Origin of the sequence: Klebsiella electrica (genome assembly GCF_006711645.1) — a bacterium.
Classification (GTDB): Bacteria; Pseudomonadota; Gammaproteobacteria; order Enterobacterales; family Enterobacteriaceae; genus Klebsiella; species Klebsiella electrica.
Map to the genome: position 1 here is coordinate 15,480 of NZ_CP041249.1, position 22,725 is coordinate 38,204.

The 22,725-nt window shown below is 50.3% G+C and carries 30 protein-coding genes and 2 pseudogenes; 25 read left to right on the plus strand and 7 right to left on the minus strand.

Annotated elements, in window-relative coordinates:
* Window positions 1-38 precede the first annotated feature (38 nt).
* Genes psiB through Electrica_RS27140 form a run of 3 tightly spaced genes read left to right on the plus strand, consistent with a single transcriptional unit; the run spans window position 39 to window position 1,518 of the window.
* A complete protein-coding gene (psiB, locus tag Electrica_RS27130) occupies window positions 39-473 on the plus strand; it encodes a conjugation system SOS inhibitor PsiB (RefSeq protein WP_142255945.1) in 435 nt (144 codons plus the stop codon).
* On the plus strand, window positions 470-1,198 hold the full coding sequence (locus tag Electrica_RS27135; RefSeq protein ID WP_048757529.1) for a plasmid SOS inhibition protein A: 729 nt from the start codon (window positions 470-472) through the stop codon (window positions 1,196-1,198). The genes psiB and Electrica_RS27135 overlap by 4 nt, the downstream gene beginning before the upstream one ends.
* Window positions 1,195-1,518, plus strand: coding sequence for a theronine dehydrogenase (locus Electrica_RS27140; protein WP_142255946.1), 324 nt, complete (start codon window positions 1,195-1,197; stop codon window positions 1,516-1,518). Before Electrica_RS27135 ends, Electrica_RS27140 begins: the two co-directional genes overlap by 4 nt.
* Before the next feature lie 474 nt (window positions 1,519-1,992).
* Here Electrica_RS27140 and Electrica_RS27145 read toward each other — a convergent pair whose 3' ends face one another.
* From Electrica_RS27145 to Electrica_RS29415, 4 genes and pseudogenes are all read right to left on the minus strand, one after another.
* Window positions 1,993-4,191: a DEAD/DEAH box helicase gene (locus Electrica_RS27145; protein ID WP_064343517.1), complete on the minus strand. Its 2,199-nt coding sequence runs from the start codon at window positions 4,189-4,191 to the stop codon at window positions 1,993-1,995.
* Window positions 4,188-5,504 carry an ATP-binding protein gene (locus tag Electrica_RS27150; protein WP_048757617.1) on the minus strand — a complete coding sequence of 439 codons (1,317 nt, stop codon included), beginning with the start codon at window positions 5,502-5,504 and terminating at the stop codon, window positions 4,188-4,190. The genes Electrica_RS27145 and Electrica_RS27150 overlap by 4 nt, the downstream gene beginning before the upstream one ends.
* A 3-nt stretch (window positions 5,505-5,507) precedes the next feature.
* Complete coding sequence (locus Electrica_RS27155) at window positions 5,508-7,817, minus strand: tellurite resistance TerB family protein (protein WP_064343518.1); 2,310 nt, start codon at window positions 7,815-7,817, stop codon at window positions 5,508-5,510.
* A gap of 776 nt (window positions 7,818-8,593) precedes the next feature.
* Window positions 8,594-8,728: pseudogene (locus Electrica_RS29415) on the minus strand (hypothetical protein); the annotation flags it as partial.
* A 282-nt stretch (window positions 8,729-9,010) separates the two neighbouring features.
* Here Electrica_RS29415 and Electrica_RS27160 point away from each other — a divergent pair.
* The 3 genes from Electrica_RS27160 (at window position 9,011) to Electrica_RS27175 (ending at window position 10,485) form a co-directional block, all read left to right on the plus strand.
* Window positions 9,011-9,238 carry a hypothetical protein gene (locus tag Electrica_RS27160; protein WP_022644716.1) on the plus strand — a complete coding sequence of 76 codons (228 nt, stop codon included), beginning with the start codon at window positions 9,011-9,013 and terminating at the stop codon, window positions 9,236-9,238.
* A 92-nt stretch (window positions 9,239-9,330) separates the two neighbouring features.
* Window positions 9,331-9,561 (plus strand): CCDC81 family HU domain 1-containing protein, encoded by a 231-nt coding sequence (locus Electrica_RS27165; RefSeq protein ID WP_020804025.1) that lies wholly within the window; start codon window positions 9,331-9,333, stop codon window positions 9,559-9,561.
* A 48-nt stretch (window positions 9,562-9,609) separates the two neighbouring features.
* The gene (locus Electrica_RS27175) at window positions 9,610-10,485 is read left to right on the plus strand and encodes a DUF4942 domain-containing protein (RefSeq protein WP_064343519.1); all 876 of its coding nucleotides are present in this window, start codon (window positions 9,610-9,612) and stop codon (window positions 10,483-10,485) included.
* Between the two features lie 381 nt (window positions 10,486-10,866).
* Here the strand turns inward: Electrica_RS27175 and Electrica_RS29420 are convergent.
* A pseudogene (locus tag Electrica_RS29420) lies at window positions 10,867-10,975 on the minus strand (hypothetical protein); the annotation flags it as partial.
* A 289-nt stretch (window positions 10,976-11,264) separates the two neighbouring features.
* On the opposite strand from Electrica_RS29420, the gene Electrica_RS27190 reads away from it, so the two are divergent.
* The 4 genes from Electrica_RS27190 (at window position 11,265) to Electrica_RS27205 (ending at window position 13,126) form a co-directional block, all read left to right on the plus strand.
* Window positions 11,265-11,603 carry a hypothetical protein gene (locus Electrica_RS27190; protein WP_064343520.1) on the plus strand — a complete coding sequence of 113 codons (339 nt, stop codon included), beginning with the start codon at window positions 11,265-11,267 and terminating at the stop codon, window positions 11,601-11,603.
* Window positions 11,604-11,658: 55 nt separating this feature from the next.
* Entirely contained in the window at window positions 11,659-12,006 is a 348-nt protein-coding gene (locus Electrica_RS27195) for a hypothetical protein (protein ID WP_064343521.1), read from the plus strand.
* Between the two features lie 92 nt (window positions 12,007-12,098).
* Window positions 12,099-12,245: a hypothetical protein gene (locus Electrica_RS27200; protein WP_064343522.1), complete on the plus strand. Its 147-nt coding sequence runs from the start codon at window positions 12,099-12,101 to the stop codon at window positions 12,243-12,245.
* Window positions 12,246-12,292: 47 nt separating this feature from the next.
* Window positions 12,293-13,126 carry an N-6 DNA methylase gene (locus Electrica_RS27205; protein ID WP_064343523.1) on the plus strand — a complete coding sequence of 278 codons (834 nt, stop codon included), beginning with the start codon at window positions 12,293-12,295 and terminating at the stop codon, window positions 13,124-13,126.
* Between the two features lie 151 nt (window positions 13,127-13,277).
* On the opposite strand, the gene Electrica_RS27210 is transcribed toward Electrica_RS27205, so the two are convergent.
* Window positions 13,278-13,757 (minus strand): hypothetical protein, encoded by a 480-nt coding sequence (locus Electrica_RS27210; RefSeq protein ID WP_142255947.1) that lies wholly within the window; start codon window positions 13,755-13,757, stop codon window positions 13,278-13,280.
* Between Electrica_RS27210 and Electrica_RS27215 the strand changes: the two genes are divergently transcribed.
* Entirely contained in the window at window positions 13,752-14,294 is a 543-nt protein-coding gene (locus tag Electrica_RS27215; RefSeq protein WP_064343524.1) for an antirestriction protein, read from the plus strand. The two genes, Electrica_RS27210 and Electrica_RS27215, sit on opposite strands and share 6 nt — an antisense overlap.
* Before the next feature lie 22 nt (window positions 14,295-14,316).
* On the opposite strand, the gene Electrica_RS27220 is transcribed toward Electrica_RS27215, so the two are convergent.
* The gene (locus Electrica_RS27220) at window positions 14,317-14,811 is read right to left on the minus strand and encodes a transglycosylase SLT domain-containing protein (protein WP_228267449.1); all 495 of its coding nucleotides are present in this window, start codon (window positions 14,809-14,811) and stop codon (window positions 14,317-14,319) included.
* A gap of 429 nt (window positions 14,812-15,240) precedes the next feature.
* Between Electrica_RS27220 and traM the strand changes: the two genes are divergently transcribed.
* The 14 genes from traM to Electrica_RS27290 all read left to right on the plus strand — a co-directional run bounded on the left by traM (window position 15,241) and on the right by Electrica_RS27290 (window position 22,704).
* Window positions 15,241-15,630, plus strand: coding sequence for a conjugal transfer relaxosome DNA-binding protein TraM (gene traM / locus Electrica_RS27225; protein ID WP_142255948.1), 390 nt, complete (start codon window positions 15,241-15,243; stop codon window positions 15,628-15,630).
* Between the two features lie 240 nt (window positions 15,631-15,870).
* On the plus strand, window positions 15,871-16,575 hold the full coding sequence (locus Electrica_RS27230; protein ID WP_142255949.1) for a hypothetical protein: 705 nt from the start codon (window positions 15,871-15,873) through the stop codon (window positions 16,573-16,575).
* 84 nt (window positions 16,576-16,659) lie between these two features.
* On the plus strand, window positions 16,660-16,860 hold the full coding sequence (locus Electrica_RS27235) for a TraY domain-containing protein (protein ID WP_142255950.1): 201 nt from the start codon (window positions 16,660-16,662) through the stop codon (window positions 16,858-16,860).
* 70 nt (window positions 16,861-16,930) lie between these two features.
* The gene (gene traA / locus Electrica_RS27240; RefSeq protein ID WP_142255951.1) at window positions 16,931-17,299 is read left to right on the plus strand and encodes a type IV conjugative transfer system pilin TraA; all 369 of its coding nucleotides are present in this window, start codon (window positions 16,931-16,933) and stop codon (window positions 17,297-17,299) included.
* Between the two features lie 13 nt (window positions 17,300-17,312).
* Window positions 17,313-17,618, plus strand: a complete 306-nt coding sequence (gene traL, locus Electrica_RS27245; protein WP_032744112.1) for a type IV conjugative transfer system protein TraL — start codon at window positions 17,313-17,315, stop codon at window positions 17,616-17,618.
* An 18-nt stretch (window positions 17,619-17,636) separates the two neighbouring features.
* Window positions 17,637-18,203: a type IV conjugative transfer system protein TraE gene (gene traE / locus Electrica_RS27250; protein ID WP_032744110.1), complete on the plus strand. Its 567-nt coding sequence runs from the start codon at window positions 17,637-17,639 to the stop codon at window positions 18,201-18,203.
* Entirely contained in the window at window positions 18,190-18,924 is a 735-nt protein-coding gene (gene traK / locus Electrica_RS27255) for a type-F conjugative transfer system secretin TraK (protein ID WP_142255952.1), read from the plus strand. Before traE ends, traK begins: the two co-directional genes overlap by 14 nt.
* Window positions 18,924-20,348 (plus strand): F-type conjugal transfer pilus assembly protein TraB, encoded by a 1,425-nt coding sequence (gene traB / locus Electrica_RS27260; protein WP_142255953.1) that lies wholly within the window; start codon window positions 18,924-18,926, stop codon window positions 20,346-20,348. Before traK ends, traB begins: the two co-directional genes overlap by 1 nt.
* A 62-nt stretch (window positions 20,349-20,410) precedes the next feature.
* The gene (gene traV / locus Electrica_RS27265; protein WP_095104641.1) at window positions 20,411-20,980 is read left to right on the plus strand and encodes a type IV conjugative transfer system lipoprotein TraV; all 570 of its coding nucleotides are present in this window, start codon (window positions 20,411-20,413) and stop codon (window positions 20,978-20,980) included.
* A gap of 23 nt (window positions 20,981-21,003) precedes the next feature.
* Window positions 21,004-21,372, plus strand: coding sequence for a hypothetical protein (locus tag Electrica_RS29080; RefSeq protein ID WP_224253886.1), 369 nt, complete (start codon window positions 21,004-21,006; stop codon window positions 21,370-21,372).
* Between the two features lie 6 nt (window positions 21,373-21,378).
* The gene (locus Electrica_RS27275) at window positions 21,379-21,621 is read left to right on the plus strand and encodes a hypothetical protein (protein ID WP_142255954.1); all 243 of its coding nucleotides are present in this window, start codon (window positions 21,379-21,381) and stop codon (window positions 21,619-21,621) included.
* On the plus strand, window positions 21,618-22,022 hold the full coding sequence (locus tag Electrica_RS27280) for a hypothetical protein (RefSeq protein WP_142255955.1): 405 nt from the start codon (window positions 21,618-21,620) through the stop codon (window positions 22,020-22,022). The genes Electrica_RS27275 and Electrica_RS27280 overlap by 4 nt, the downstream gene beginning before the upstream one ends.
* Window positions 22,019-22,309: a hypothetical protein gene (locus Electrica_RS27285; RefSeq protein ID WP_142255956.1), complete on the plus strand. Its 291-nt coding sequence runs from the start codon at window positions 22,019-22,021 to the stop codon at window positions 22,307-22,309. Before Electrica_RS27280 ends, Electrica_RS27285 begins: the two co-directional genes overlap by 4 nt.
* Window positions 22,306-22,704, plus strand: coding sequence for a hypothetical protein (locus Electrica_RS27290; RefSeq protein ID WP_228267450.1), 399 nt, complete (start codon window positions 22,306-22,308; stop codon window positions 22,702-22,704). Before Electrica_RS27285 ends, Electrica_RS27290 begins: the two co-directional genes overlap by 4 nt.
* The last annotated feature ends 21 nt before the right edge of the window (window positions 22,705-22,725 follow it).

Below are 22,725 nucleotides of genomic sequence, written 5' to 3' on the forward strand. Positions count from 1 at the left end.
ACGGAGACGCCGCCCTGCGGGGCGGCGATAAGGAGACGATGATGCGCAATACTATTACCCCCGAAGTCCTGAACACCATGATCCCACAGGAGTACGAAGACTGGCGCGAAGGAGGGGAGGATTTGCGCCGCGAACTGACCCATGCCGTGATGCGTGACCTGAACTGCCCGGATAACTGGGACATGAACGGGGAGTACCGCAGCGAGTTCGGGGGCTTTTTCCCGGTACAAATCCGCTTCACGCCGTCACATGGCAATTTCCATCTCGCCGTATGCAGTCCCGGCGATATCTCCCCGGCCTGGATGGTGGTGTTTGTCCCTGCCAGCGGTCGTCCGTTCTCGGTTATCAGCACTCTGTCTGACTGGTCGCCGGAAGCCATCAGCCACACGCTGAGTCTGGTCGCCCGGCTCGATGCTGATGGCTACAGTCAGGCCAGCATCATCAGCATGCTGGTCATGGAGGGCGCACAGTGAACGCATCAACAACGTCTCTGGTGACCCTGAAGCCAGCCCGACAGGCAGCGCTACAGGCGGTCCTGTCGGTGGAGGAATCCCGCCGTCTCGGTGCGCGTCTGCCCGCCATGCCACACGTGCGCACCTTTCTGCGTCTTCTGACCGGGAACAGCCGCATGAACACGACCGTGGCGCAGCGCATTCCCGGCCTCAACTGGGACCCGCAGCATCGCCTGAGCAGCCTCAAACAGGTGGAGGAGGCGCTTGATGAACTGATTGCCAGCCACGGGGAGTGCTGCCCGCTGCCGCTGCCGGTGGATGTTCAGGCTGAACTGTTCCCGGAGGTGCTGCACACCCGGACTGAACGCCGGTTGCAGCGCAGAAACATCGAGTTCACCCGCAGGATGCGCCGGGAAGAGCGGACGCTGGCACATCACTGGCGGCTGCGGCAGAACCTGCTGGGGCAGGCCGTCACGGAGCTGAACTTTCAGTCCCCGGAGACGGTCAGCAGCTGGTACCGCCGATGGGCCGAAGAGTTTGACGCGCGCGAGCTGGAGCCGGCTTTCTGGCACTGGCGGTCGCGGTTTGCCTCGCTGGCTTCCCTGGACTGGCTGCGTGACGCTGGTGAGCCGCTGTACGGGGTCATTCATGAAATCGGCTTCATTGTGAGTGACACCCCGGAGGCTGTGCGTCAGGCAGAGCGCTGGCAGGTGCCGAACAAGCTCACAGATCGGAGGCGGGGATGAGGTGGCGTTACTCCCTGCGCTGGAAATTACCCTCACCGTGTCCCGGTCCGCATGAACTGGCATCCGAAGTGGTGGAGGCCGGACAGCCTGCGCCCGAATCCATTATGTCGCTGTGGATAGCGGGTGCCGGGTATGCGGTGTGCGTGGATTTTCCCGATGAGCGGCAGATCAGGCGCTGGAGTGATGAGCGTAAAGCCGCCACACGCCGCCGGAATCTGGCGCGGCGGGTTAACCGAATAGCGCCTCTGTTTGCTGAGGAACTGATTGAGCGGGAGCTTGAGAGGCGACCAGACTATTTCTGGGGAAAATCTCAGACCTGAATCGGGTGAGGCCCGGTTCAGGCGCGCATCGATGTGGAGCCTGCAACGTCTGAAAGAAAAAAGCACAATCCCGGATAAAGAGAGGGGCGATGACGTGTATTAGTTCAAACTAGATCTGGCACTGTTACAGCACAGAGCTTAACCTGGACTGAAAGTCCGCTCAGTGCCAGAAGCGGACACAGTTCACAATATCGAGTTAATCATTGGAATGTTGATCGCTTCCATTGAAAAATTTCACATTATCCAATATATCAATGTTGAGGGCTTCTCTCTTACACCTCTAAAGGATAACTATCATGGGTCTTAAACCTGGTCCAAAACCAATTGCTAAATCGACAGGAAAACCGGATCAACGTCGACGTGATAATAAAGATACGCCTGGTAATACCCCGGGACTAAAGCCTAGTAAATCCACTGGGAAATAAAATATTCAGGGTATAGATGTCTTATTTATACCCTGATTACATACCCAGATTACTTAAGATGTTCCTGCAACCAGATGCGCGTACCTTCTGTTTCATATGCCTTTGCGCCATACCCTTTCGTAAGAAGGGACTCTGGTAAATACTCGTCAAATTTGTCTAAGTACTTTTCTGGAACATCTGCGGCAAGATCAAATGCAGATGGCAGGCCTGAAAACAGCATTTCTTTGAGCGCGTTCTGAACGGAAGCTACACTGGAGTTATCGATTTCTATAACACCAGAAAATGAATTTGCTTTAAAACCACAACGTATGAGTAAGGCTGTAATCGTATTCACAACTCTATCCCCCATCCAGGGAATTACATAACAGTGTTGCCCACTCGAAATAAAATACTCATTTTGCAGGTTATAACGCAGAAAGTTACTACAACCTTCCTCAAATAGGCTTCTGGCGGCATAATCGGCATAATCTACTCTCTCGCTACCTATTGCTATGCGGTAATCACCTTCCCTATAGATAGCGAGCATTTCCTGACGAACGGCATCATGAACAGACATTCCCCCCCCACTAAATTGTGGTGGCTGACCGCCTTTGGTCGCCTCTACATAGATAACTTTTTTCTCTGTCTCGATCTCTGTCACTCTCCAGCGCCGCCCACCGAAGATGATGTGTTGATCTGGTAGCAGTGGGGAGTCCACAGGCACTGTTCCAAGGGTTCTGTTTCCGGTGACAATGCGGAACTCTTCTGGTGTGTTGAACACGGCATAAAACGTGTAATGGTTAGTCAGTTTCTCCCCCTCTGCCCCAACAACCATTTCTCCACTAGCGAGTTGAGTGAGCAGGCCACATGCCCCCATATGTTTAAGCAGGCTTTTGAAATCGCCTATATCCACATTACGGAACGGGCCTGTTTGACATAGCTGTGACCAGAGTTGATCGGCACGAACTCCGCCCCATTGCGCGGTAATTGCAAGAATCTGGTGTAGCAGCGTGGAGTAATGCATCAGCCGGGAATCGGCAGGCTCAAACCATTGTTTAGAGATCATCAATCTGATCATTGCCATCGACTGGACCAAATGCAGCCGTAGGTGGTCAACGATACTGCTAGTCACAGTGAGCTCATTTTCTGTAATTAGCATTCTTAGAACTGATGGGGAGTCGCGTCGCCCAGAACGTCCCATACGCTGACGCAGACTGGAAACAGTATGCGGAGGCGTAACTTGGATAACCGACTTAACCTTACCTATATCAATTCCCAACTCAAGCGTCATTGTACAAACAGCTGTTGTGGGCAAATTTCCTTTCTGAAGACGAGTTTCAAGCGCTTCCCGTAATTCCTTGGCAAGGGAACCATGGTGGGGAAAGAATTCATTGGGAACAATATGTTCCTCACACATGTCGCTCAGCGTGGCAGCAATGCTTTCAGTCCGCTTTCGACTGTTTGCAAAGACCAAATGAGAATCGCCACGGCAAAGTCTAAAAATGTCAGCGCAAACGTCATGTTCAGCTGAACTCTGAAGTTCTTCTTCTTTTTGGAGCACTCGCTCCAGATAACCTTTGACCTGTACCTGAAGAGTGGCCTCGCTCTTACTATCTGTAACAATTACGCAGGGTAGTCGTTTGTCCGGGCGCAAAAGTTCGGGCACTTTCTCCAGTTCCCCCAGCGTGGCACTCAACGCAACGCGGGGAATTGGATTTACCTGGCGTCCTAGCACATGGTCAATTCTGTTGAGCAGAGAAAGCAGCTGTACACCACGCTCTGAGCCAAGGAAAGCATGAAACTCATCAATAACGATGTATGCGACTGACGAAAACGCCTGTTTGAGCCAGCTCATTGAATTTATGAGCAAAGACTCAAGTGACTCAGGTGTAATCAGTAAAATGCCAGCAGGGTTTGTCCGAGCCTTCTTCTTTTTGCTTTGTGGTACATCCCCGTGCCAGGGAGTCACTGGCATTTCCAATACATCTCCAAGGCTCTCAAGACGACGGTACTGATCGTTAATCAATGCCTTCAACGGACTGATATAGACGATGCCAAATCCATTAGTGAGATCTGCAACTGCCGAACAGGCAGGAAGAAAGAAAGCCTCTGTTTTACCCGCTGCTGTGCCTGCACTGATTAGCACGTCTCGATCACGGGCTAAAATTGCCGGGATAGAACTCTCCTGCAAGGGCCTTAATGTTGACCACCCCTGCTTGTAAATCCACTTACGGACGCGGGGATCGAGACTATCATAGGCACTGCTCATAATTTGAAGTTCGCCAGTCCGTCATCGTCATCGCTTTCCTCTATAATGGCGTCATCCATTTCGCTGGGCCTGTCCTCTTCAATCGCCACACCCTCGATTAGTGTTTGCCAGTTCATCGTTCTGTTTTGTTCCAACACAGCCAGCATGTCCAGGAAACCTTTTATGGTATTACGGGGGGTACGGAAGTAAGCGTCTCCAATGGTTTTACTACAGTGATGCAGAAATCCAGTCAGTGCCTCATCTGGAACCAGATAATTCTCTGGATCTCCGCCTGCATAAACATGACGAAGATTTCTCAGTAAAATATACAGTTCCTCAGGGGTGAGGCTGGCAAGATGCAAAGTGGGAGACGAGTAGTCAATCACACCTGCTTTTTGCGCGAACCGATTTTCCGCCAGACGCGACTGGAGCGCCTCATAGCTGTAAAGACCTTTGCGCGGATCGAAAAGGAACTCTGGCGTCCCCCCGAGGATAAAACCAATATTCTCGGCTGAGCCTTGCAGGCAGTCATTCAGGATCCGCAAAATCTGTTCGTAGTTCGCTGTTCTTGCTTGCGTATTATTCAGTTTAAAGAGGTTCACCATTTCGTCGAGGCTGATCAAAAGACCGGCATAGCCTGCCTGGCGGACAAAAAGGCCCATCAGCTTCAAAGAGTCATAGAATGAAGCGTCTGAGATAATAGTCCGAACGTCGAGATCGTTACGGGCATCAGTTTTAGTGGTGTACTCTCCCCGCAACCAGCGAATAGCATTGGATTTTAGTGTTTCGTTATCCTGCTCATGCCCGCGCCAGAATGAATCAATGACCTTCGCAAAGTCATATCCGCCGACCATATCTGATAGTGCTGCCAGGCGTTTATGAATAACTGATGAAACCTCGGAGCCGTCCTTGTCAGCTTCCTTCCTTGCCTCCGTAACGAATCTTTCAACAACGCTAAGTAACGCATTACCATCCGGCTTGTTTCTGGTGGACATGTTTTTCATAAGCTCAGAATAGAGATTACGAGCCTGACCTCCCGATGAGTGAATGCGTCTGTCAGGAGAAAGGTCTGCACTGATTGACACCAGCTTCTTCTCTAGCGCAATAGAGCGCACAACACTCAGAAAGAACGTTTTACCAGAACCATATTCACCGATGATAAGTCTGAAGCTTGCACCACCGTCAGCAATCCTCTCAATATCCTGGTGGAGAGCGGTGATCTCATTCACGCGGCCAACCTGGATATGCTGAATGCCTATCCTTGGCGTTACACCTGACTTAAGTGACTGAATAATAGCGTCGCGTTCTTTCACTCTTATACGTGTTACAGACATTCACTATCCCTCTAATTCTTTGGCAATTTCCAGGTCAACCCAGATATCATCATCGGCATCGTCCAGTACCGGAGCATCAACCACCGCATAGGACCAGTCATTAATCACCTCAAGCGCACCGCCGAGCATCAAATTCAAATTTCCGCACAATTCTGTCGCCTCTTTCCGGGACCACTGTTCTTTCTCCAGCAAACTGCGATAAAGCTGGCTATGTGCGGAGTCTAGCCCCCCCGCCTCCGTTAATGAGGCTGGAGCGCTTTCTGGCTCTTCCGGTTCTTCTTCGGTGAAAATTGTGTTCAGCAATTTACGAACATCATCCGTGGCAGATTCGTGGCGGGCAAGTACATTAGCATCCAGTGTGAACCCTACTGCTGGCTGATCAGTTGGTACAGACGAGACGAGATCATGTTCAGTTGCGGAATGCTGATGGATATTGCTCGAGACAGATGAGGGATCCAGCCCCAAAATTGAATAAATCTTCTCAAGCTGTTTGATTTCGGCAGGCGCTATTGTCCTATCCGAACAGGCAACACTAACGATAACTTTACCCACAGCAGCTTTTTCCGCGGCCCCCATCAACTCAATCCTGCTTTTCATTCCTGTCATATTGGCTGGGGTATGAAGTTGCCACGTTAAATACGCATGTAGAGAGCATTTTTCATCATCGGTGAAGCCAGTATTGTTGTTGATGGCATTCTCAAGCACTTTCTGTTCAGCTTGATCAAGAGAATCGTCAATCAAGGCGACCATCGCCCCTAATCTGAGCGTCATTACTGCTGAGATAAATTCAGAAGAAGGTGAGAAGCGTCCACCTTCGGCGGCAGGGAATAGAACAAGTGTCCCATCAACATCCGCCTTCACATGGTGATAATACGGGTCAGGTGCCAGACCGTAACCCATCTTCAGAGCAAAGGCCTGCATCAAATCGGCCTCTTTTTTATTGATTTTATTGGGGCAACTGGCATTCATATGTGCCCAAAAATCAGCAACTGAGACTAATCCCTCCTTGACGAGGATCGCCTCATCAGCCCAGCGTTTGAATGAGCTTAATATTTTTTCTGCGCTTTCATTAACGATCTCTGAAGGGAGCAACATTATTGCAGCCGTATCATTGACTGACGTACCTTTCCTACCAAGGTAGCGACTATAAGCATCAAGTTCATCCGTACATATGTCGGCAAGAGTCATAATTTTCTGGACAGGGCTCTTCAACGCACTTGGATCAGGCAGGTCGGGAACAGGAAGTCGAACACCTCGCAAACTAGGACTTGCTGGTGTGTAATCTAACCTTAGGCGCGTTTTATTCGCCTTAACGACCATCCCTTCACCATATTTGAGGGTGTAACGCCGTTTGAAAAGCGCAGCAAACTCTTTAGCACAGCGGCGAGCCGGGGTACGCAGCGAATACTCGGTGTGGTTTATTACCCAGTTCAACGCCAGTTCAGCTGATACAGGCACTCCTTCATGTACAGTTTTTGCCAGAGCCAGCTTAAATTGCATGCTATTGCTGAAACCTGAATTGCTATCGTGCTCAGTGGCTAAGCCCATGTTCGTGCGCAGAATAGACATGGCTTCGAGTAACTGGGCCGAATATCCACGGAATGATCGATTCTCAATGAATACCGATCTTAACCGAGCGACTTCATTGAACAGATTACGGAACTCAGCATCAGGGAATTTTGGGTCAGTGGAATCTACGAGCGCTTTTCTTTCCAGGCCGTAGAGGTAGATAAAAACATAGCCGATAGGACACGATGGATCAGACCTATCGCTGGCGAGCCAACTGACATACGCACCGCGTGCTTCTGGGGAAAGAGAGGAAAAACTGGGCCAGTATCCTAATGAACTGTCCTCGTAAAGATAAGGAGTAGGTTTTATCTTACATGTGTCATCAATTAATGATGCCTCATTTCCATCGTCATAATAGCCGCCTGATTCCTGACCGGAGGGCTTCATACGTTGCCCCAAGTAAATGTGGCCACCGCTAATTGCTACACCAGCTACAGTTATCATCTCACCCGGGAGTACCCATCGAGCCAGTGCACCTGCTGACTTTGAGGTGTTCCGGTTATGATTGGTTGTCACCCGAAGTTCAACACCCCGGCCACCGCTCAATGTAAAAGTTGCAAGGTTATCGTCTTCACTATCATCGTTTCGCACAACCGCCTCTTTATTCTTGATGTCGGCGAGCCACTCTTTTGGCGGTGCTTTCACGGGGCTTGAAGCATAAGACTTTGGAGATTTACGTTTTTTCTTTCTAAAAAACAACAAGTAAATTACTAAAATCGCAGCCAGAAACTTCAATAACTCCATGATATATAACCTTAAAATCATTCCCCATTCACATTTGAAATGTGGTGGGGAATGCATGGCAAGTGGATTAATCTCAAAATAATACTTCTAAATTGCGGGGGTTAAAAGCAAATGACAATTAAAATTAAGTTATTGATTTTAATGTTAAATATTTTAATAATGTATTTAACCAGCAGTGAAAATTAAAGGTTTTAAAACCTGTTAGGCCATTTTCCTCTAAATGATGTTGTACTACTGCTACGTTAATATGCGAGCAAATGTAGTGCGGATGCACATCTGCCCCTTTTATCATGATACTTACCTATTCGCTGAGAATGTCGGCAACTTTATAGCAGGGAAGTTTTTAGAGATTATACCATCTCGAACTTCCGTTTATCGCTCAAAGCAGACTGTCAGATTTGATTGTGTGCTGCCAGTGAAAACCGTCAGATCAGGTTTGGGCTAATACAGGTGACGCGCTCCTCTTTATCCTGTCACTGCATTATCGACCTTAAATCCTTTGTCTCCCTGATACGGTTTTCTGACAGGGTGAGTATCTCCTCCTGCTGCTTTCTCTCTTCTTCCGTTTCTTTCTGACTGGCGAGGCCCGGCGACACCTTCGGCTCCCGACCGCTGCGCGTCCGGTCGTCGAGCCATACTCCGCTAACCGCGAAAGGATGCGGTAAGCTCCGCCGAACCCGCCAGGCGGTTTCGGGCCTGCCGGCTGGTGTCTGATGTCTGATGTCTGATGTCTGACGTCAACGGCAGGCTTGCAGCATCCCTGTCAGGATGCGCCGCCCTTTTACGCGCCGTGGCCTGCGCTTTTCGCACCCCGGCAAACGGCCGCCGGGCTGTAAGGGGCAACGCCGTTTCGCTCGTCGCGCCCCGTCGTTGCCGGGGTGCCTGCCCTGGTGTTCCGTGCGCCCTTTCACCGTTTAAGACCCTTCGCCCGGGAATATCCCGCCACAAACCGCCTGGCTGTCCAGTACCGCTGATGCTCTCCGGCGACATTTTTTGCCGAAAACCCGACAAATAATGTCGCCTCCGTACCGGACATCTGCACCGGCCCGTGTCTGTTCTTTCCCGTTGCGGCGAAGGTTCTCAAACGGGTGAGGTTCACAACCCGGAAACAACCGGCAGGCACCCCACGAAACGTCAACACCGCGACGAATGAAACTCAACGGGTGATGTTCTTTAAAAATCAGGAGGAAAAAATGCAGACACAGGCGATGCGTGTTTATCAGATCACCTTTACCGGACGCGACGCAAAAGGCGTTATTCCGATGTTTACCCGCGTGAAAGCCATGACCGGAAAGGGTGCGATTAAGGCGTTTATTGAGCGTTACAAACCTGTTCAGGGCTGGTTTCTGGGCGATCCCGAAGACATTACCGACAACGTGCAAAAGGAGGCAGAAGAAGCAGAGAGCAAAACGCAGAGATGAAAAAAGCCGGGTAAACCCGGCTTGTTCCACGCCGCAGAAATCGCAGCAACGATTTTTTGCGGCTTCATTAACTACCAAAGGAAGTTAACTCAATGATCCTTTCTATTGTTTCACCGTCTGACGGCGCTGTAAAGCCCCGCCGTCATTCACGCATCCCCCGCGTCGATATTCCCGCGCCGGAAATTGACCCCACGCTCAGGGCATTCGGGCGGCATATCGCAAAAAGCATACGAAAGGGGCGTGGTGTTCACATCCCCGCGATGAAAAACGCCGATTTTGGTCAGGTGCTCCGCACCCTCGAACTGACACGCGCCTTTAACTAACCAGGTGAGCCGCTCCGAAAGGGGCGGCAACAGCAGCAGGAGGACATCATGAATCACACCACCACACAGGCGGTCAGCGTCGACATTACCCCCCATAGCGGCGCGGGAGAGGTCATCCCGTCTTTGCCCGTCGAGCGCATTGTGGCGCAGCGAAACAGCGGCGTGACGGCGTTTCTGGAAGCCATAAGGCTGCTGCGCGAGGCGCAGAAACTCATTTTTGAAGCATCCGGGCGAGGGTGGATCTCCGGCATGACCGACATCATCGAACGCAGCCTGTCAGCCGACCGCAGCACCACGCGGGAAGCCGCCTTAAAACGCAGTATCTGCCGTTATGCCGATCGCGACATCTGGACGCGCCTGATGAATGACACGGGCATGTTTACGCTGATGAGCGAGGCGCAGCGCAAGGAGTGGGACACGCAGCTCTACAGCGACGACTGCCCCGAAATTACACTCGACAACGTGATCGCCACGTTCCGGGCGCTTAACGCCAGCAAGGGAGAAACGTTTGAGCAGGGCGTGATCGACGTGTTCCGCAACCTCTCATGGGACTATAAAACGCATAACCCGTGCCTGCTGGGAAAGAAAATTATCATTGATGGTGTCCTGGACAATCATCGCGGGCTGTATTTTTCTGTGCGCACGTATGCACAGAACCGCATCGATGACCTTGCCCGCCCGTTCTGGTTACTCGACGGAAAGACCATACCCGACAATCGCGTCTCAGAGGGGGCAAACCTGAGCGCGTTTATCAGCCAGGGCGGCGCGGCGAGTGTGGGCGAGGTGTTCACGTGTGAGTATTTCACGGTACGCACATACAAAAAAGGCTCCGCGCACGTCACCTTTACACGGCCTGACCTGGTGGAGAAGGTGAACGACATTATCGCGCGGCACTATCCGGGGGCGCTGCCGCCGGTGGTCTGATGCACTGGCGGGGGATTCGCTCCCCCGTCACTGTCTGACCGTCCGCCGAAAACCTGCCTGCGGCGCGTGACATGGCTGCGCTGACGCGCCGCCACGGCCACTCTGTCACAGGACAGGTATTCCTGTTTCGGGCTGACTCTGGCTGTTCTGCTGATATCTTCCCCTGTTCCATTCTCTCTTCTGCTGTTTCTTTCTGACAGGCCAGACCCGGGGACACCTTCGGCTCCCGACCGCTGCGCGTCCGGTCGTCGAGCCACACTCCGCTAACCGCGAAATGACGCGGTAAGCTCCGCCGAACCCGCCAGGCGGTTTCGGGCTATCGCTAGTGTCTGATGTCTGACGTCAACGGCAGGCTTGCAGCATCCTTGTCAGGATGCGCCGCCCTTTTACGCGCCGTGGCCTGCGCTCCCTGCATCCCGGCAAACGGCCGCCGGGCTGTAAGGGGCAACGCCGTTTCGCTGCCGCTTCTCCGACGTTGCGGCGGGTTCCTGCTCTTTCCTTACCTGGTGCCGTTTCACCCCTTTGAGTCCATTCGCCGGGGCTGAGACAAGCACAGTCGCTGTCAGCCGTCCAGGGTAAATGGCACGCGGTAAACCGCGCCCTGGACATCTGACAGCGACGGTGCTCGTTTACGCCCTTGCGGCGAACGGCTCTCAAACGGGTGAAGGTAACAACCAGGGGAACAGAGCAGCAGGTCCCCGCAAAACGTCAAAACCGCGGCCCGGCAACTCAACGGGTGATGGTTTTAAAACCTGAAAGTCAGAAAAAGGAAAACACTCATGAATACCCGCCTCGTTCATTCCAAATCGTCCGTTCTGCGTACTAATGGCTTTGTGCGCAATATCCACGCCGCTAACCCGTTCGATGTTATCCGCGCCGATGTGGTGCTGGCGCGCATCGAGAAAGAGGCAGGGCGCTGCTGCGGGCTGCACTACGAGCTGTATCAGGCGCGCGTGCTGGGCGATGCGCTGGATTATCTGGACGCGCTGCCGCTGAAAGACCGCCCGGTGTTGATGGGCGCGGCGGCAAAACGCGGGTATCTGCTGACAATAGCCGAGGAAGAGCACGCGCAGGAAGCCCGTGATGTGCTGATGAGTGAACTGGCGGCAAACGAGTAGACAAACACGGGTGGCGGCATGTTGCTGCCACCTCTTACCCCCGAAGGAGAAAATCATGCACTTACACCTCACCGAATCCTCAGCCCGTCCGGGAATGCAGGCCACCGCCGAAGCTGAGCGCGAGTACTGGCTGAGTCGCCAGAAAGCGGCGGTGAAAGCGCCCGCTGAAATCGACGTTCACGCCTTCCACGACGCGCTGGGCCTGATGTACCCGCTCAACTGGTCAACGAGTGATAACGGCGTCTGGGAGACGTTCATGCTGCAGGAGATGGTCTGCGGTGACGTGACAGAGATTTATGCCCGCTGCGGAGCCAGATATTTCCGGCTGCGGGATGTGTGCAACCTGAGCCATGCGAAGATTAAGACGCGCATTAAGGAGGAATTTAACCTGACGCTGAAATGAAAAAAGCAGGCTTACGCCTGCCCTTTCACGCCGGATTTTAACGCCTCAGAAACGATGAATCTGGCTTATCAAAATTTACAGAGGAAAAATCTATGAATTTCGACCCGCAAATCGTCGCACAGGCGAACGCGTTTGTAAATGCCCTGCGCTGTGGTAAACGCGCCCGAGTTCCGGCCCTGAAGCTGGAGTACTGGCAGCAGTTTATGACTGTGGTTTACGCTGGCCTCGGCCTCGCGTGATGTGAAACACGCCGCCCCTTTGGGGCGGCATTACCTGAGATAACGTCATGTCACAGCTGAGTTTTGCCGATTTTTTTAACATGGCCAGAGAAACCGCAGACAATCCCCCTGTGATTCAGGTCAGGCCGCAGGTCGTGGAAGTAGTGCCTTCTGTTCAGCGAATGATGAGTGAGCAGCACAGCCGGAGCCGCTTTATCCGCGTGTTTAAATCCACGGGCCACCACCTGGGACGCTGGGAAGTGTTCAGTGATTTTCTGTCACTTGCCGCCAGTGAACTGGATATGGCCCGCATCAGAACGCCGGAGAGTATGGCGCACTGCCGGAAAATTTGTGCGCGATACGATGCGTCAGATATCGCGAACATGCAGGAGATGTTCTGCCTGATGGTATGCGCCCTTGAAGCGAAATTTCATGATTTTCTCGGGGCCATTTTCATGGCGCTTGAACTCGGTGATAACTTTCGCGGGCAATATTTTACCCCGTATTCGGTCCAGTGCCTGATGGCGCGGATGCTGATGCCGGGCGTCAGGGACACTATCCGCCGGGAAGGAATAGCAACGGTCAGCGACCCGGCCTGTGGTGCCGCCGGGATGCTGATTGCGTATGCGGAGTGCCTGCTTGAAGCGGATATCAACCCTTCCATGCACATGTTTGGCAGCTGCATCGATATCGATCCGGTGGCGGCGGATATGGCCTTCATCCAGCTTTCTCTGCTGGGTATTGCCGCCGAAGTGGTTACGGGCAACACCCTGACGATGCAGTTCCGGCGGGTAAGATACACTCCCGTGTACTATCTCAATGACTTTGAAAAACGGCTGGCTGACCTGAACCGGTTCAGGGCGATGCGGGACTTTATACGCGGGATACAGGAGGCTGCGTAAATAACCGGAAGGGCAGGGGATAACCTGCCCGACTGCGGAAAAAAGGCCGCGCACCTGCGGTGCAGACTAATACCGGCTGCGCTACACGCCGCCCGCATTAGTCCGTCGCGGGTTTCTCTCTTCAGTATTATTTATTTGTCACTGTTATATTTCATCCGGCATCCTGCTGTTTATCTCTTCTGGTATTTATCCTTTGCACTGAAAATAATAAATACTGGTCCGGGCGTCGTCCCTGCGGGACACGGCTGTCGTGAACAGAGCCAGCAAGCTGTCTCTGCCCTGTCGGGCTTCCATCCTGACGCAAATTCAGAATCGCGCTTGCTGCATCCTTATCAGGATGCGCCGCTTTCACCGTGGCGATAAATACACGCCACTCTGATGGCCGGAACGTGAATTCGATAAAGACCGAATTGACGCTCCGGGTTGTGTGCATGCTCAGCCCCGCGCTATATCGCCCGACATCACCTTTTCGCGGAGGGCGGCTTTTAGCATCCGCCGTGGTAAAAATAAAGGGGTGTATAAACGCTCCGCGCCCCTTTATTTTCTCCCCGTCGGCTGCAAATTGCCCTTTGCCGCTCAGTGATGAAGTCGAACGATTTAATAATCCGCAAAGGAGAGATTCAGCATGCACACAATGAACGTCAACACCAACGTCAACACCGCCACTCGTGAATCAGACGAACAATTTAAAACAGACAAATATCTGCGTTATGCCGTCACCGATGGCGATGAACGTCTGGATTTTATCCCGGCCCTCTTTTTTACACCGTCAGCCGATAATATGGCAGCGAGCTGGTTACGCCAGCATTCGGATTATGATGGCGGATTCTGGTCTTACTGGATTATTCCGCAGGGTGTCGGCGGGAATATTACACCGAACCGCATTCAGTTCATCACCACGCAGACCGGGTACATTGCGCCGGAAGGAAAACAGTCTTACAGGATGCGCATCCCCGGAAATTATTTTGACGGTGATGTCAGCGCCGATGCAGCAGGAATTATTGCCACGCTGACGATAATGAACTGGCTGTCGTGGCAGGTGGCGGATATGGGGCCGGAATATGCCCGCGTCTGTAAACATCTGGTTTCCCGTCAGGATGCGCTGAAAGATTATATCAGCATTATTCATCATCCCGAACGGCATTTAATCTGGCGGGCGATTGATTAATCATACATCTGAAAAAAAGACCTCATTCATGAGGTCTTTCGTTTTTAACAGCCCGGGATTGTCCCGCGTTTTTATTTGCCTTGATGGCCCGATAGACAGCTTCAATCTTTCTCGCATATGCCAGTCGCCGCATCGCCTGTCTGTCCGTTCTGCGGAATCCCGCGTTGTAGGCACCGACCGCCTCCCAGCTGACGCCCCACTTCTTAAACGCCAGCGCCAGATAATACGCACCGGTATAAATATTCAGGCAGGCATCCGTCAGAAGATGTTCCGGTTTAATACCGAACTCCGATAACCGGGCATGGTGCTGCGAATCGATTTGCATCAGTCCGGCACCGTATCCTGTTCCGGGATTTTTTCCGACAGCATCCACCACCCATTTCGATTCCTGCCATGAAATAGCCCGGAGCAGATCCGGATCAATCCGGTAATCCCGTCCCGCCAGATCAAAACAATCCGTGGCCCATGCATGCGTGGATATTAATAGCAGGGCAGCAAACGCCAGTTTTTTTCTCAAAAGACTCCCTCCGGGCCGATTCCTGTAAATACGTTAACCCAGACCAGAACCAGACTCAACAAATATGCACTCCTCACCACAAAATCACCACACACTACGCAAAATTGAAATTTTGCAGATTTGTATTTTAGAACATGCAGTTATGAAAATAATAATGTGCAGTACATTATTTTAATGTGTAAAAGCGATTCGTATACGAATCTAAGGAGAGTCGTTAGTGAATTGCTCGCGATTCGGTAGAGACTATTTTTTTGAAAAACATTTATTTGCAAGCACCATGAATCTATATTAGATTCGTCAAAGAATGGATGGTGATTCGTGATGGGAGTCGTCATTTTATTGTGGTGAATCTAGTTGTGAATCGCACGAAAATGCATGGTTTTAGAATTAAGGTATTTGATTTGCATGTGAAGGTAAATAAGAGGGGATATGGCGAAAATCCAGGTTTACGTTAATGACAATGTTTCAGAAAAAATCAATGCGATTGCAGTTCAGAGACGTGCGGAAGGGGCTAAAGAGAAAGATATTAGCTATTCCAGTATTGCATCTATGTTGCTTGAGCTTGGTTTGCGTGTCTATGAAGCCCAGTTGGAACGAAAAGAATCAGGGTTTAATCAGATGGCGTTCAACAGAGCTCTGCTTGAAAGCATGGTAAAAACACAGTTTACGGTAAATAAAGTTCTGGGGATAGAATGTCTGAGTCCTCATGTTAAAGATGATCCCAGGTGGCAATGGAAGGGTATGGTTCAAAATATCCAGGATGATGTTCAGGAAGTTATGCACACATTCTTTCCTGATGCGCAGGAGGAAGCGGAGTAATAGCATCAGAATTTTCGTATAGAGTGTCTTGTTGAATTGAATTTGAGTTTTCTTTATTTAAAGTGAACGATTATTCTTTTCTTCTTTAATTATTCAGGATAAAGATCTGGCTTTATTGGATGACTTTATAGGTGCAGGGTTTTATAATTTATAGGCAGTTTAAAATTTGAGAAACATTGGTGTAGAGAGATAGACCCTCTCTACACCAACTATCCATAGAAACCTTCTAAGGAGGCACCTATGTGTGCGATGGATCGTAGTGGTGATGACACCTTAAGTCAATCGGTAAGGGATGCTCTTTCTCACATAAAAGCACTGTATCATGCTTCTCCAGTATCCGTTTGTGTCAGAAATGACCGCCATGAAACGGTATATTCTAATGATTCATTTCAGCAAGTTTATGATTTTTTCCAGACTGAAACTGATAATACTTTATTTGATGTAGGTGAAGTTAAGTTAGAGTACGTTCTCTCTCAATTTGAATTTGATTGCATGTCTTTAGGTAAAGGTTGTGTGTTATGTAAAAACTTCTCTTGCGGCAAATACAATTTCCAGGTGCGCATGGAATGTATCTTTATTGAAGGTGAGTGTATCTATGTTTTGTGGCAAATTAATTTGTTAATTCAGATTCCTCTATCGAACAAATTGGTTAAATCAAAAACTCAATTGAAAGATGATATCGATTTTGAGGTGGTGATTTCAAAAATCCCCACTAGAAATCTAGAGTCATTATCATTTTCTATCTTAGGGTTTACATATATGGAAGCTGCAGTCTATGTGGAACTTCCAGCTTCAACTGTAAGGAAAAGGGTTGAAAAATCTCGGGAGATAATTAAAGAGGTCTTCCCATCCTATGAAATTTTCATTAAGTACATATATAAAACTAAAAGAATATTTTTCTTTGTGGATTATGTTTCCGAAAAAATAAGTGTTAAAAAAGTGTAAATAAAAGAGGGGAGTTTCTACCCTTCCATTCATATGGGTATCTGTGTAATGATTTGTCTAACAGATTTCTTGACGGAGAATTTCATGTCAAACAGATATCCCAGTAACGGAAACAAAACTCTTGTTTCCGTTTACCTTGATGATGCCACTCATGATGTTTTAGTTAGTGCCAAGAATCGGAGTGGCAGAACTAAATCAACTGAAGTAGCGATGCGTCTTAAAGATCATCTCAGACGCTTCCCAAACTATATTTTTTCTGAGCAACTCGATGAAGGAGGTAAGTAACAAACTAATTGATTATGAGCAGATGTGGATTTTTTAACTAACGTATACATTCTCTTTAAAGGAAATAAATATGAATGCTGTATTAAGTGTTCAGGGAAATGCTTTCTCTGAAGAAACCAAACCGTCTTTTCTGCCACGCGTTTTCAATAAAAAGACAGCGCTGAAAGTGACCAAGGCTGCGCTGCCGTTGGCAGTTCTGGCATCGTTCTTCCCGGACGTTGCTATGGCCACCACCACCGCAACAGACCTGATGAAATCCGGTGATACCACCGTGAAAGGCACCTTCGGCAAGTCTTCCAGCGTGGTCAAATGGGTTGTTCTGGCTGAAGTTATCGCGGGCGGCATCATGTATATGATGACCAAAAACGTGAAGTTCCTGTTTGGCTTCGCCATCATTTCGACCTTTATTACCGTCGGTATGTCGGTCGCAGGTTACTAACAGGATAAAGGTGATGACGGGAGACGAATTAAAGAAATACCGTTTCCCGGAAACACTGACAAACCAGTCCCGCTGGTTTGGTTTATATCTCGATGAGCTTATCCCGGCCGTCATTTGCCTCGGCTGGGGTTTCTGGACCAGTAAGTTCCTCTTTGGTATAGCTGCAGCGGTACTGGTTTTCTGGGGTATTAAGAAACTCAAAAAAGGGCGGGGCAGTACCTGGTTGCGCGACCTTATTTACTGGTATCTGCCGACATCCCTTCTTAAAGGATTTTTTCACGATATCCCGGACTCCTGTTTCCGGCAGTGGATTAAATAAAACAGTGGGGAATAACACATGGAACATGGCGCCCGACTCAGCACCTCGCGTGTCATTGCGCTGGGATATATCTGTATGGGGACAGTCCTTCTTCTCAGTCTGTCTACCAATATCATTCTGGGGATTAATAACTACCGCCTTCAGAACGAACAGAAGGTGGCGGTTACTCCCATGCTGTTCAATGCGCCTTTCGCTGTTTCTCAGAATCAGGCGGACGCTTCTTATCTTGAACAACTGGGCATGAGCTTTATTGCATTACGTCTGAATGTCACGCCGGAAACGGTCGACGCCCAGCATCAACAACTGCTCCGGTATGTATTACCTGCCTCACAGAACAGTCTTAAGGTCCAGCTGGCTGAAGATGCGAAGCGGATAAAAGACAATAACGTGAACTCCACTTTTTATATGACGTCTGTTCGTGCGTATCCGGCAGAAAATCGGGTGGATTACCGTGGAGAACTGAAAACCTGGATAGGGGATTCTGCGCCCTACAGTGAAATTAAAAGTTACGTCCTGCAGTTTAATCGTGTTGATGGTGTCAGCTGGCTGGCGCGTTTTGGAGAAATAAATAATGAAAAAAATTAACCCGTTATTTATCTCCGGTTGCCTGTTTTTTTCGCTACCTGCGATATCGGCTACCCTCAGCGGTACGCTGGCTCCGACTGTTGTACCCCTGGCCAACGGCGGACAGGCAAACATCGCTGTCAGCAACACAGACCCAAACCTCTTCACGGTACCAGGAGACCGGATCACCGCCATTAACAGTCTGGATGGCGGGCTGACGAACCAGGAGCAGACCGACAGTGGCGGTGCGATCCTTGCTACGGTCAGCAAGAAACCATTCACGTTTATTGTGGAAACAGAGCGCGGCCTCAACTTTTCTGTCCGTGCGGTGCCGCGTGCCGGAGTGGGCCGGACTATCCAGCTGGTATCCGAGCTCACTGGCACGCCCGGGCCGGCTAAATCATGGGAGGAATCCAACCCGTATGAAAGCGTTCTTGTTTCGCTGAACCGCGCTGTTCGCCAGGGTCAGATCCCTGATGAATACCAGTCCATCCCTGTCACATCAGAAGTGTTATCCGTGCCTGCCGGCCTTCGCGCCACGGCGGCCCGGGTCTGGACCGGTCACCATCTTAAAGTTGTTCTGTACAACGTTGAAAATGTAACGCTGTCGGCGCGAAACATCCGGGAAAGCGATTTCTGGCAGGCGGGAACGCGCGCCATCATGCTCAGTGGCTCCGCGAGTCAGCTGGTTGGCGGTGGTCGCATGCAGGTCTGGATCACCACGGCAGAGGAGTCACGTTGATGGCCAACTTTAATACGCTAATCAAACGTAAACAGTATCTCTGGCTGGTCCTCATTCTTGTCGGTGGTGCATGTGCGATTGCTGGCGGGATGTATCTGTCCGATCTGAATCTGAGTTCAGAAGAAGAAGCCCCCGTACAGGGTGAACCGGCGCCGGACATGACCGGGGTGGTGGACAGCCAGTTCAACAGTAAGGTGGAGCAACATGCGACCACGGAAATGCAGGCCACTGCAGCAGATCTGAATAAGCGCTTTGGCGCCCTGCAGGGGGAAGTGGATTTGCTCAGTAAAGCGCGCAGCGCAGACCAGATCCGTATCGACAAACTCAGCAATGAAAATGTGGCCATGCAGGAGCAACTGAAGACGCTGGGCGTGAAACCGGCCGTGTCTGGCGGCGAGCCTGCGCCTTCGCCACCCTCGCCGCCGCCGGGACCGGAAGGGGAGCCGCAGCCGGCAAATTTCCCCGCGCAGTCTGGTGGTGCAGTCCCTCCGCCAACAGCGTTCTATCCTGGCAATGGCACCGTGCAGGCTCCACAGGTTAGCTATCAGTCCGTACCGGTACCGAACCAGATACAGCGCAAAACGTTCAGCTATGACCGCGGTAAGAAAACGAAGTCACTGCCCTACATTCCGTCAGGCAGCTTTGCCAAAAGCAAGCTGATCGAAGGTGCTGATGCCAACGCTTCCGTTACCGGGAATGAATCAACCGTACCGATGTCGCTGAGAATTATTGGGCATGTGGAAATGCCGAACAGCAAAACCTATGACCTGACAGGTTGCTTTGTCGGCCTCGAAGCCTGGGGGGACGTATCGAGTGAGCGCGCCATCGTTCGCACCCGCAATATCAGCTGTATCAAAGGCGACAAAACTATCGACCAGCCGATAGCCGGGCACGTCTCCTTCATGGGCAAGAATGGCATAAAAGGGGAAGTGGTGATGCGTAACGGAAAAATCCTCGGCTGGGCCTGGGGGGCAGGCTTTGTTGAAGGGATTGGTCAGGGGATTGAGCGAGCTTCGCAGCCAGCTGTTGGTCTGGGTGCCACAGCCTCCGTTGGCGCCGGTGATGTCCTGAAAATGGGGATTGGCGGCGGATCATCGAAAGCGGCACAGACGTTAGGCGATTACTACATCAAACGCGCTGAGCAGTATCACGCGGTGATCCCGATCGGTGCGGGCAACGAAGTCACCATAGTGTTTCAGGACGGTTTCCAGCTGAAAACTATTGAGGAGCTTGAAGCGGAGAAAAATGGACAACAGCAGGCGCAGAACCCGCAGCAACCCGAACAACCTGAGAGCAGGTCACAGCAATCCGGCGGGAACCTGAATGGTTTTAATACCGATGAGATGCTGAAGAAGCTGGGCAAACTTGACCCGCATCAGTTCTCGCCGGGAGCCATGTCGGGGGGCGAAAACTCAGGTCAGTAAGTCAGGGCATGAACAAGGGTTAATCACCATAAATAACCCACCAGGAATATAAAGGGGAATACATGAAGGAATTAATACTGTTAATTCCTCTGGGCAGCGCTTTGCTCTTAACCGGGTGCGCGGGCACAGAGTCCGATTTTGAATGTAATGCCACAACATCCGATACCTGTATGACGATGGAGCAGGCGAATGAGAAAGCAAAAGCCCTGGAGGAACACGCATCAGCAAAGCCGGCTGCGGCAGGGTTGCCACGACTGGCTGACGGAAATTTCAGGACGTCTTCGCCAAACTCATACCCGCTGCCGCCGCAGCCAGTCATTAAACCGGTGCGAAATACTGCGCCCGCTGTGACGGTGAGCAATAAATCCGGGTTCCTGAATACGGTACCGGTCAATCATGATGACGTCCTGAGAACCCGGACTGCTCCGGTATATATCAGGCCGGTTAGTGTTGGTACCTATACCTCTCCGTCTACGGTACCCGGTAATTATCCAAGGCCGCTAAGAAAGGGTGAGCAAACAGCATCATTATGGATAGCGCCTTACGTTGATTCTGAGGATGTCTATCACCAGCCCACAACGGTTGTATTTGTTGTTACACCATCGGCGTGGGGCCAGCCCCGCATTAACTAATTAGCAGCGCCGTTAATGGCGCTGTGAATACTGAATTAATACCGGATTTAAAACGAGTGCCCTGTGCGTTGAAAGGGATGGGCGGTAGCGTGTTTTTTCTTCTGGAGAGCATTATGGGTAATGATAACGTTTTAAACTTCTTTTGTTGCCTGACTGGCGTGTTGATAATTGCTTTATTAATTTACAAGGAATCTTTACCCAGCGATGATGACTTAATTAGGGACGGTAAATACTGGTCGACTGACTGCACCCTGAAGGAGGTTGATATTCCTACCGGCTTTTTAACCAGTAACATTAACCGACTGGATTGTTCAGGTATTGTTGTTAATGTCGCGACGGACAGGTACGACATGGCCATATCTGCTTATGACAAATCCAAAAATCAGGAGTGATACAGGATGATTAACTTTATAGACTTTCCTGGCGATAAAGAGAGTTCATTCTTTATCTCTCGTGATGAAACGCAAGCCACTGCTGATATGAATGAATGGATTGGAAGTCATGCAATTTCAATAATCTCGATTGAGACGATAGTGAAAGAATATCATTTTATTTGCATCAGACTCTGGTACTGCATTGAAATCAAAACCAGTGAGTCTTTGAACGATGCGATGGACTCTATACACCGGGGTGGGAAATGACTGCTTACTATATCGACGGTGTTAATATTGCCTGGCTAAATGGTGTATGCTTATTTCTTATCTTTGCCGGGTTTGTCGTGGCACTGGCCATGTTTATCATCCCTAAAAAAATTAATCTGCGAGTCAACAGAGGTAATACATTTATCTTTAGTGTGCTTATAACGTTGGCTGCGTTTGTCACGGTTGTCGTCTTTACCAGAGGGGCATTCACGATGGAAGAGCTCGAAGCCGGGAGACACTGGAAGAATGACTGCAAGCTCCTGGAGGTGAACATCCCGACAGGCACGTTTACCGAACCAGTGAATAAACTGGACTGTGTCGGCATCATCATTAATGTGCCGAGGCTTCAGTATGATGAGTATATCCGCCAGTGGGAGCTGTATAAGGTTAAAAACAAATGAATACAAAAAGAGCATGCGGTGTTAGACATGTTATTAACTGGATTGTCCCGGTGTTTTTGCTGGGTGGCCTGCTGTACCTTTTCTACGATGATTACAGAGATAACAAAACAGCGACTGAAGAACAGTTACTGGCTCTTTCTCATGAAATCCCCTGTGCCGGTGAAGCTTTCAGGAAAGCACTTCTTAATAATCCGAAGCCATTAACACTCCGCGCAGTGAATAAAATAGCATCAGAGTGCGGTGAAAGCGAAAAACAACTGAAAGCTCTGAATGGTATCAATAAATGAAAGGGGTAATGACAATGGGGTTTGTTACAAAATACGGGTCTTTGTTTGTCCCTGTTATCTACTGGCTTGTTTATCTGGTAGTCAGGTTTACTTATAACGGACTGGCGGGAGAGTACACGCCTGATTTCATTCAGAGCATTCGTCATGACGGTGTGTTTATTATCTGTGGCTTACTGGTGTTCTATCTTGCTTGTTTACGAATTAAAGACAGTGGTAGTGAAATCTCAGCAGTACTCTTTTGGTCTATTGTTGGTTTTCATGTGGCTGCGTTAGTTCTTACGCTTCTTATCTGTTTATGGAAGGGGGTGCTTTTGTGGGACGTTATTTTCTTCTGGCAACTGGGGGCCTCCATGTTATTGCTGTTTTTTATGCCTGCTTACCTTCTCCTGCGGTGATTTAACCGTTAATGCTGATAT

Coding starts and splice junctions, on each gene's coding strand:
- Electrica_RS27280 (WP_142255955.1), top strand. CDS start 21,618: ATGACTGCTTACTATATCGACGGTGTTAATATTGCCTGGCTAAATGGT.
- traL (WP_032744112.1), top strand. CDS start 17,313: ATGACGGGAGACGAATTAAAGAAATACCGTTTCCCGGAAACACTGACA.
- Electrica_RS27200 (WP_064343522.1), top strand. CDS start 12,099: ATGAATTTCGACCCGCAAATCGTCGCACAGGCGAACGCGTTTGTAAAT.
- Electrica_RS27155 (WP_064343518.1), bottom strand. CDS start 7,817: ATGGAGTTATTGAAGTTTCTGGCTGCGATTTTAGTAATTTACTTGTTG.
- Electrica_RS27195 (WP_064343521.1), top strand. CDS start 11,659: ATGCACTTACACCTCACCGAATCCTCAGCCCGTCCGGGAATGCAGGCC.
- traM (WP_142255948.1), top strand. CDS start 15,241: ATGGCGAAAATCCAGGTTTACGTTAATGACAATGTTTCAGAAAAAATC.
- Electrica_RS27205 (WP_064343523.1), top strand. CDS start 12,293: ATGTCACAGCTGAGTTTTGCCGATTTTTTTAACATGGCCAGAGAAACC.
- traB (WP_142255953.1), top strand. CDS start 18,924: ATGGCCAACTTTAATACGCTAATCAAACGTAAACAGTATCTCTGGCTG.
- Electrica_RS27150 (WP_048757617.1), bottom strand. CDS start 5,504: ATGTCTGTAACACGTATAAGAGTGAAAGAACGCGACGCTATTATTCAG.
- Electrica_RS27215 (WP_064343524.1), top strand. CDS start 13,752: ATGCACACAATGAACGTCAACACCAACGTCAACACCGCCACTCGTGAA.
- Electrica_RS27290 (WP_228267450.1), top strand. CDS start 22,306: ATGAAAGGGGTAATGACAATGGGGTTTGTTACAAAATACGGGTCTTTG.
- Electrica_RS27175 (WP_064343519.1), top strand. CDS start 9,610: ATGAATCACACCACCACACAGGCGGTCAGCGTCGACATTACCCCCCAT.
- traE (WP_032744110.1), top strand. CDS start 17,637: ATGGAACATGGCGCCCGACTCAGCACCTCGCGTGTCATTGCGCTGGGA.
- psiB (WP_142255945.1), top strand. CDS start 39: ATGATGCGCAATACTATTACCCCCGAAGTCCTGAACACCATGATCCCA.
- Electrica_RS27190 (WP_064343520.1), top strand. CDS start 11,265: ATGAATACCCGCCTCGTTCATTCCAAATCGTCCGTTCTGCGTACTAAT.
- traA (WP_142255951.1), top strand. CDS start 16,931: ATGAATGCTGTATTAAGTGTTCAGGGAAATGCTTTCTCTGAAGAAACC.
- Electrica_RS27165 (WP_020804025.1), top strand. CDS start 9,331: ATGATCCTTTCTATTGTTTCACCGTCTGACGGCGCTGTAAAGCCCCGC.
- Electrica_RS27145 (WP_064343517.1), bottom strand. CDS start 4,191: ATGAGCAGTGCCTATGATAGTCTCGATCCCCGCGTCCGTAAGTGGATT.
- Electrica_RS27140 (WP_142255946.1), top strand. CDS start 1,195: ATGAGGTGGCGTTACTCCCTGCGCTGGAAATTACCCTCACCGTGTCCC.
- traK (WP_142255952.1), top strand. CDS start 18,190: ATGAAAAAAATTAACCCGTTATTTATCTCCGGTTGCCTGTTTTTTTCG.
- Electrica_RS27285 (WP_142255956.1), top strand. CDS start 22,019: ATGAATACAAAAAGAGCATGCGGTGTTAGACATGTTATTAACTGGATT.
- Electrica_RS27235 (WP_142255950.1), top strand. CDS start 16,660: ATGTCAAACAGATATCCCAGTAACGGAAACAAAACTCTTGTTTCCGTT.
- Electrica_RS27160 (WP_022644716.1), top strand. CDS start 9,011: ATGCAGACACAGGCGATGCGTGTTTATCAGATCACCTTTACCGGACGC.
- traV (WP_095104641.1), top strand. CDS start 20,411: ATGAAGGAATTAATACTGTTAATTCCTCTGGGCAGCGCTTTGCTCTTA.
- Electrica_RS27230 (WP_142255949.1), top strand. CDS start 15,871: ATGTGTGCGATGGATCGTAGTGGTGATGACACCTTAAGTCAATCGGTA.
- Electrica_RS27275 (WP_142255954.1), top strand. CDS start 21,379: ATGATTAACTTTATAGACTTTCCTGGCGATAAAGAGAGTTCATTCTTT.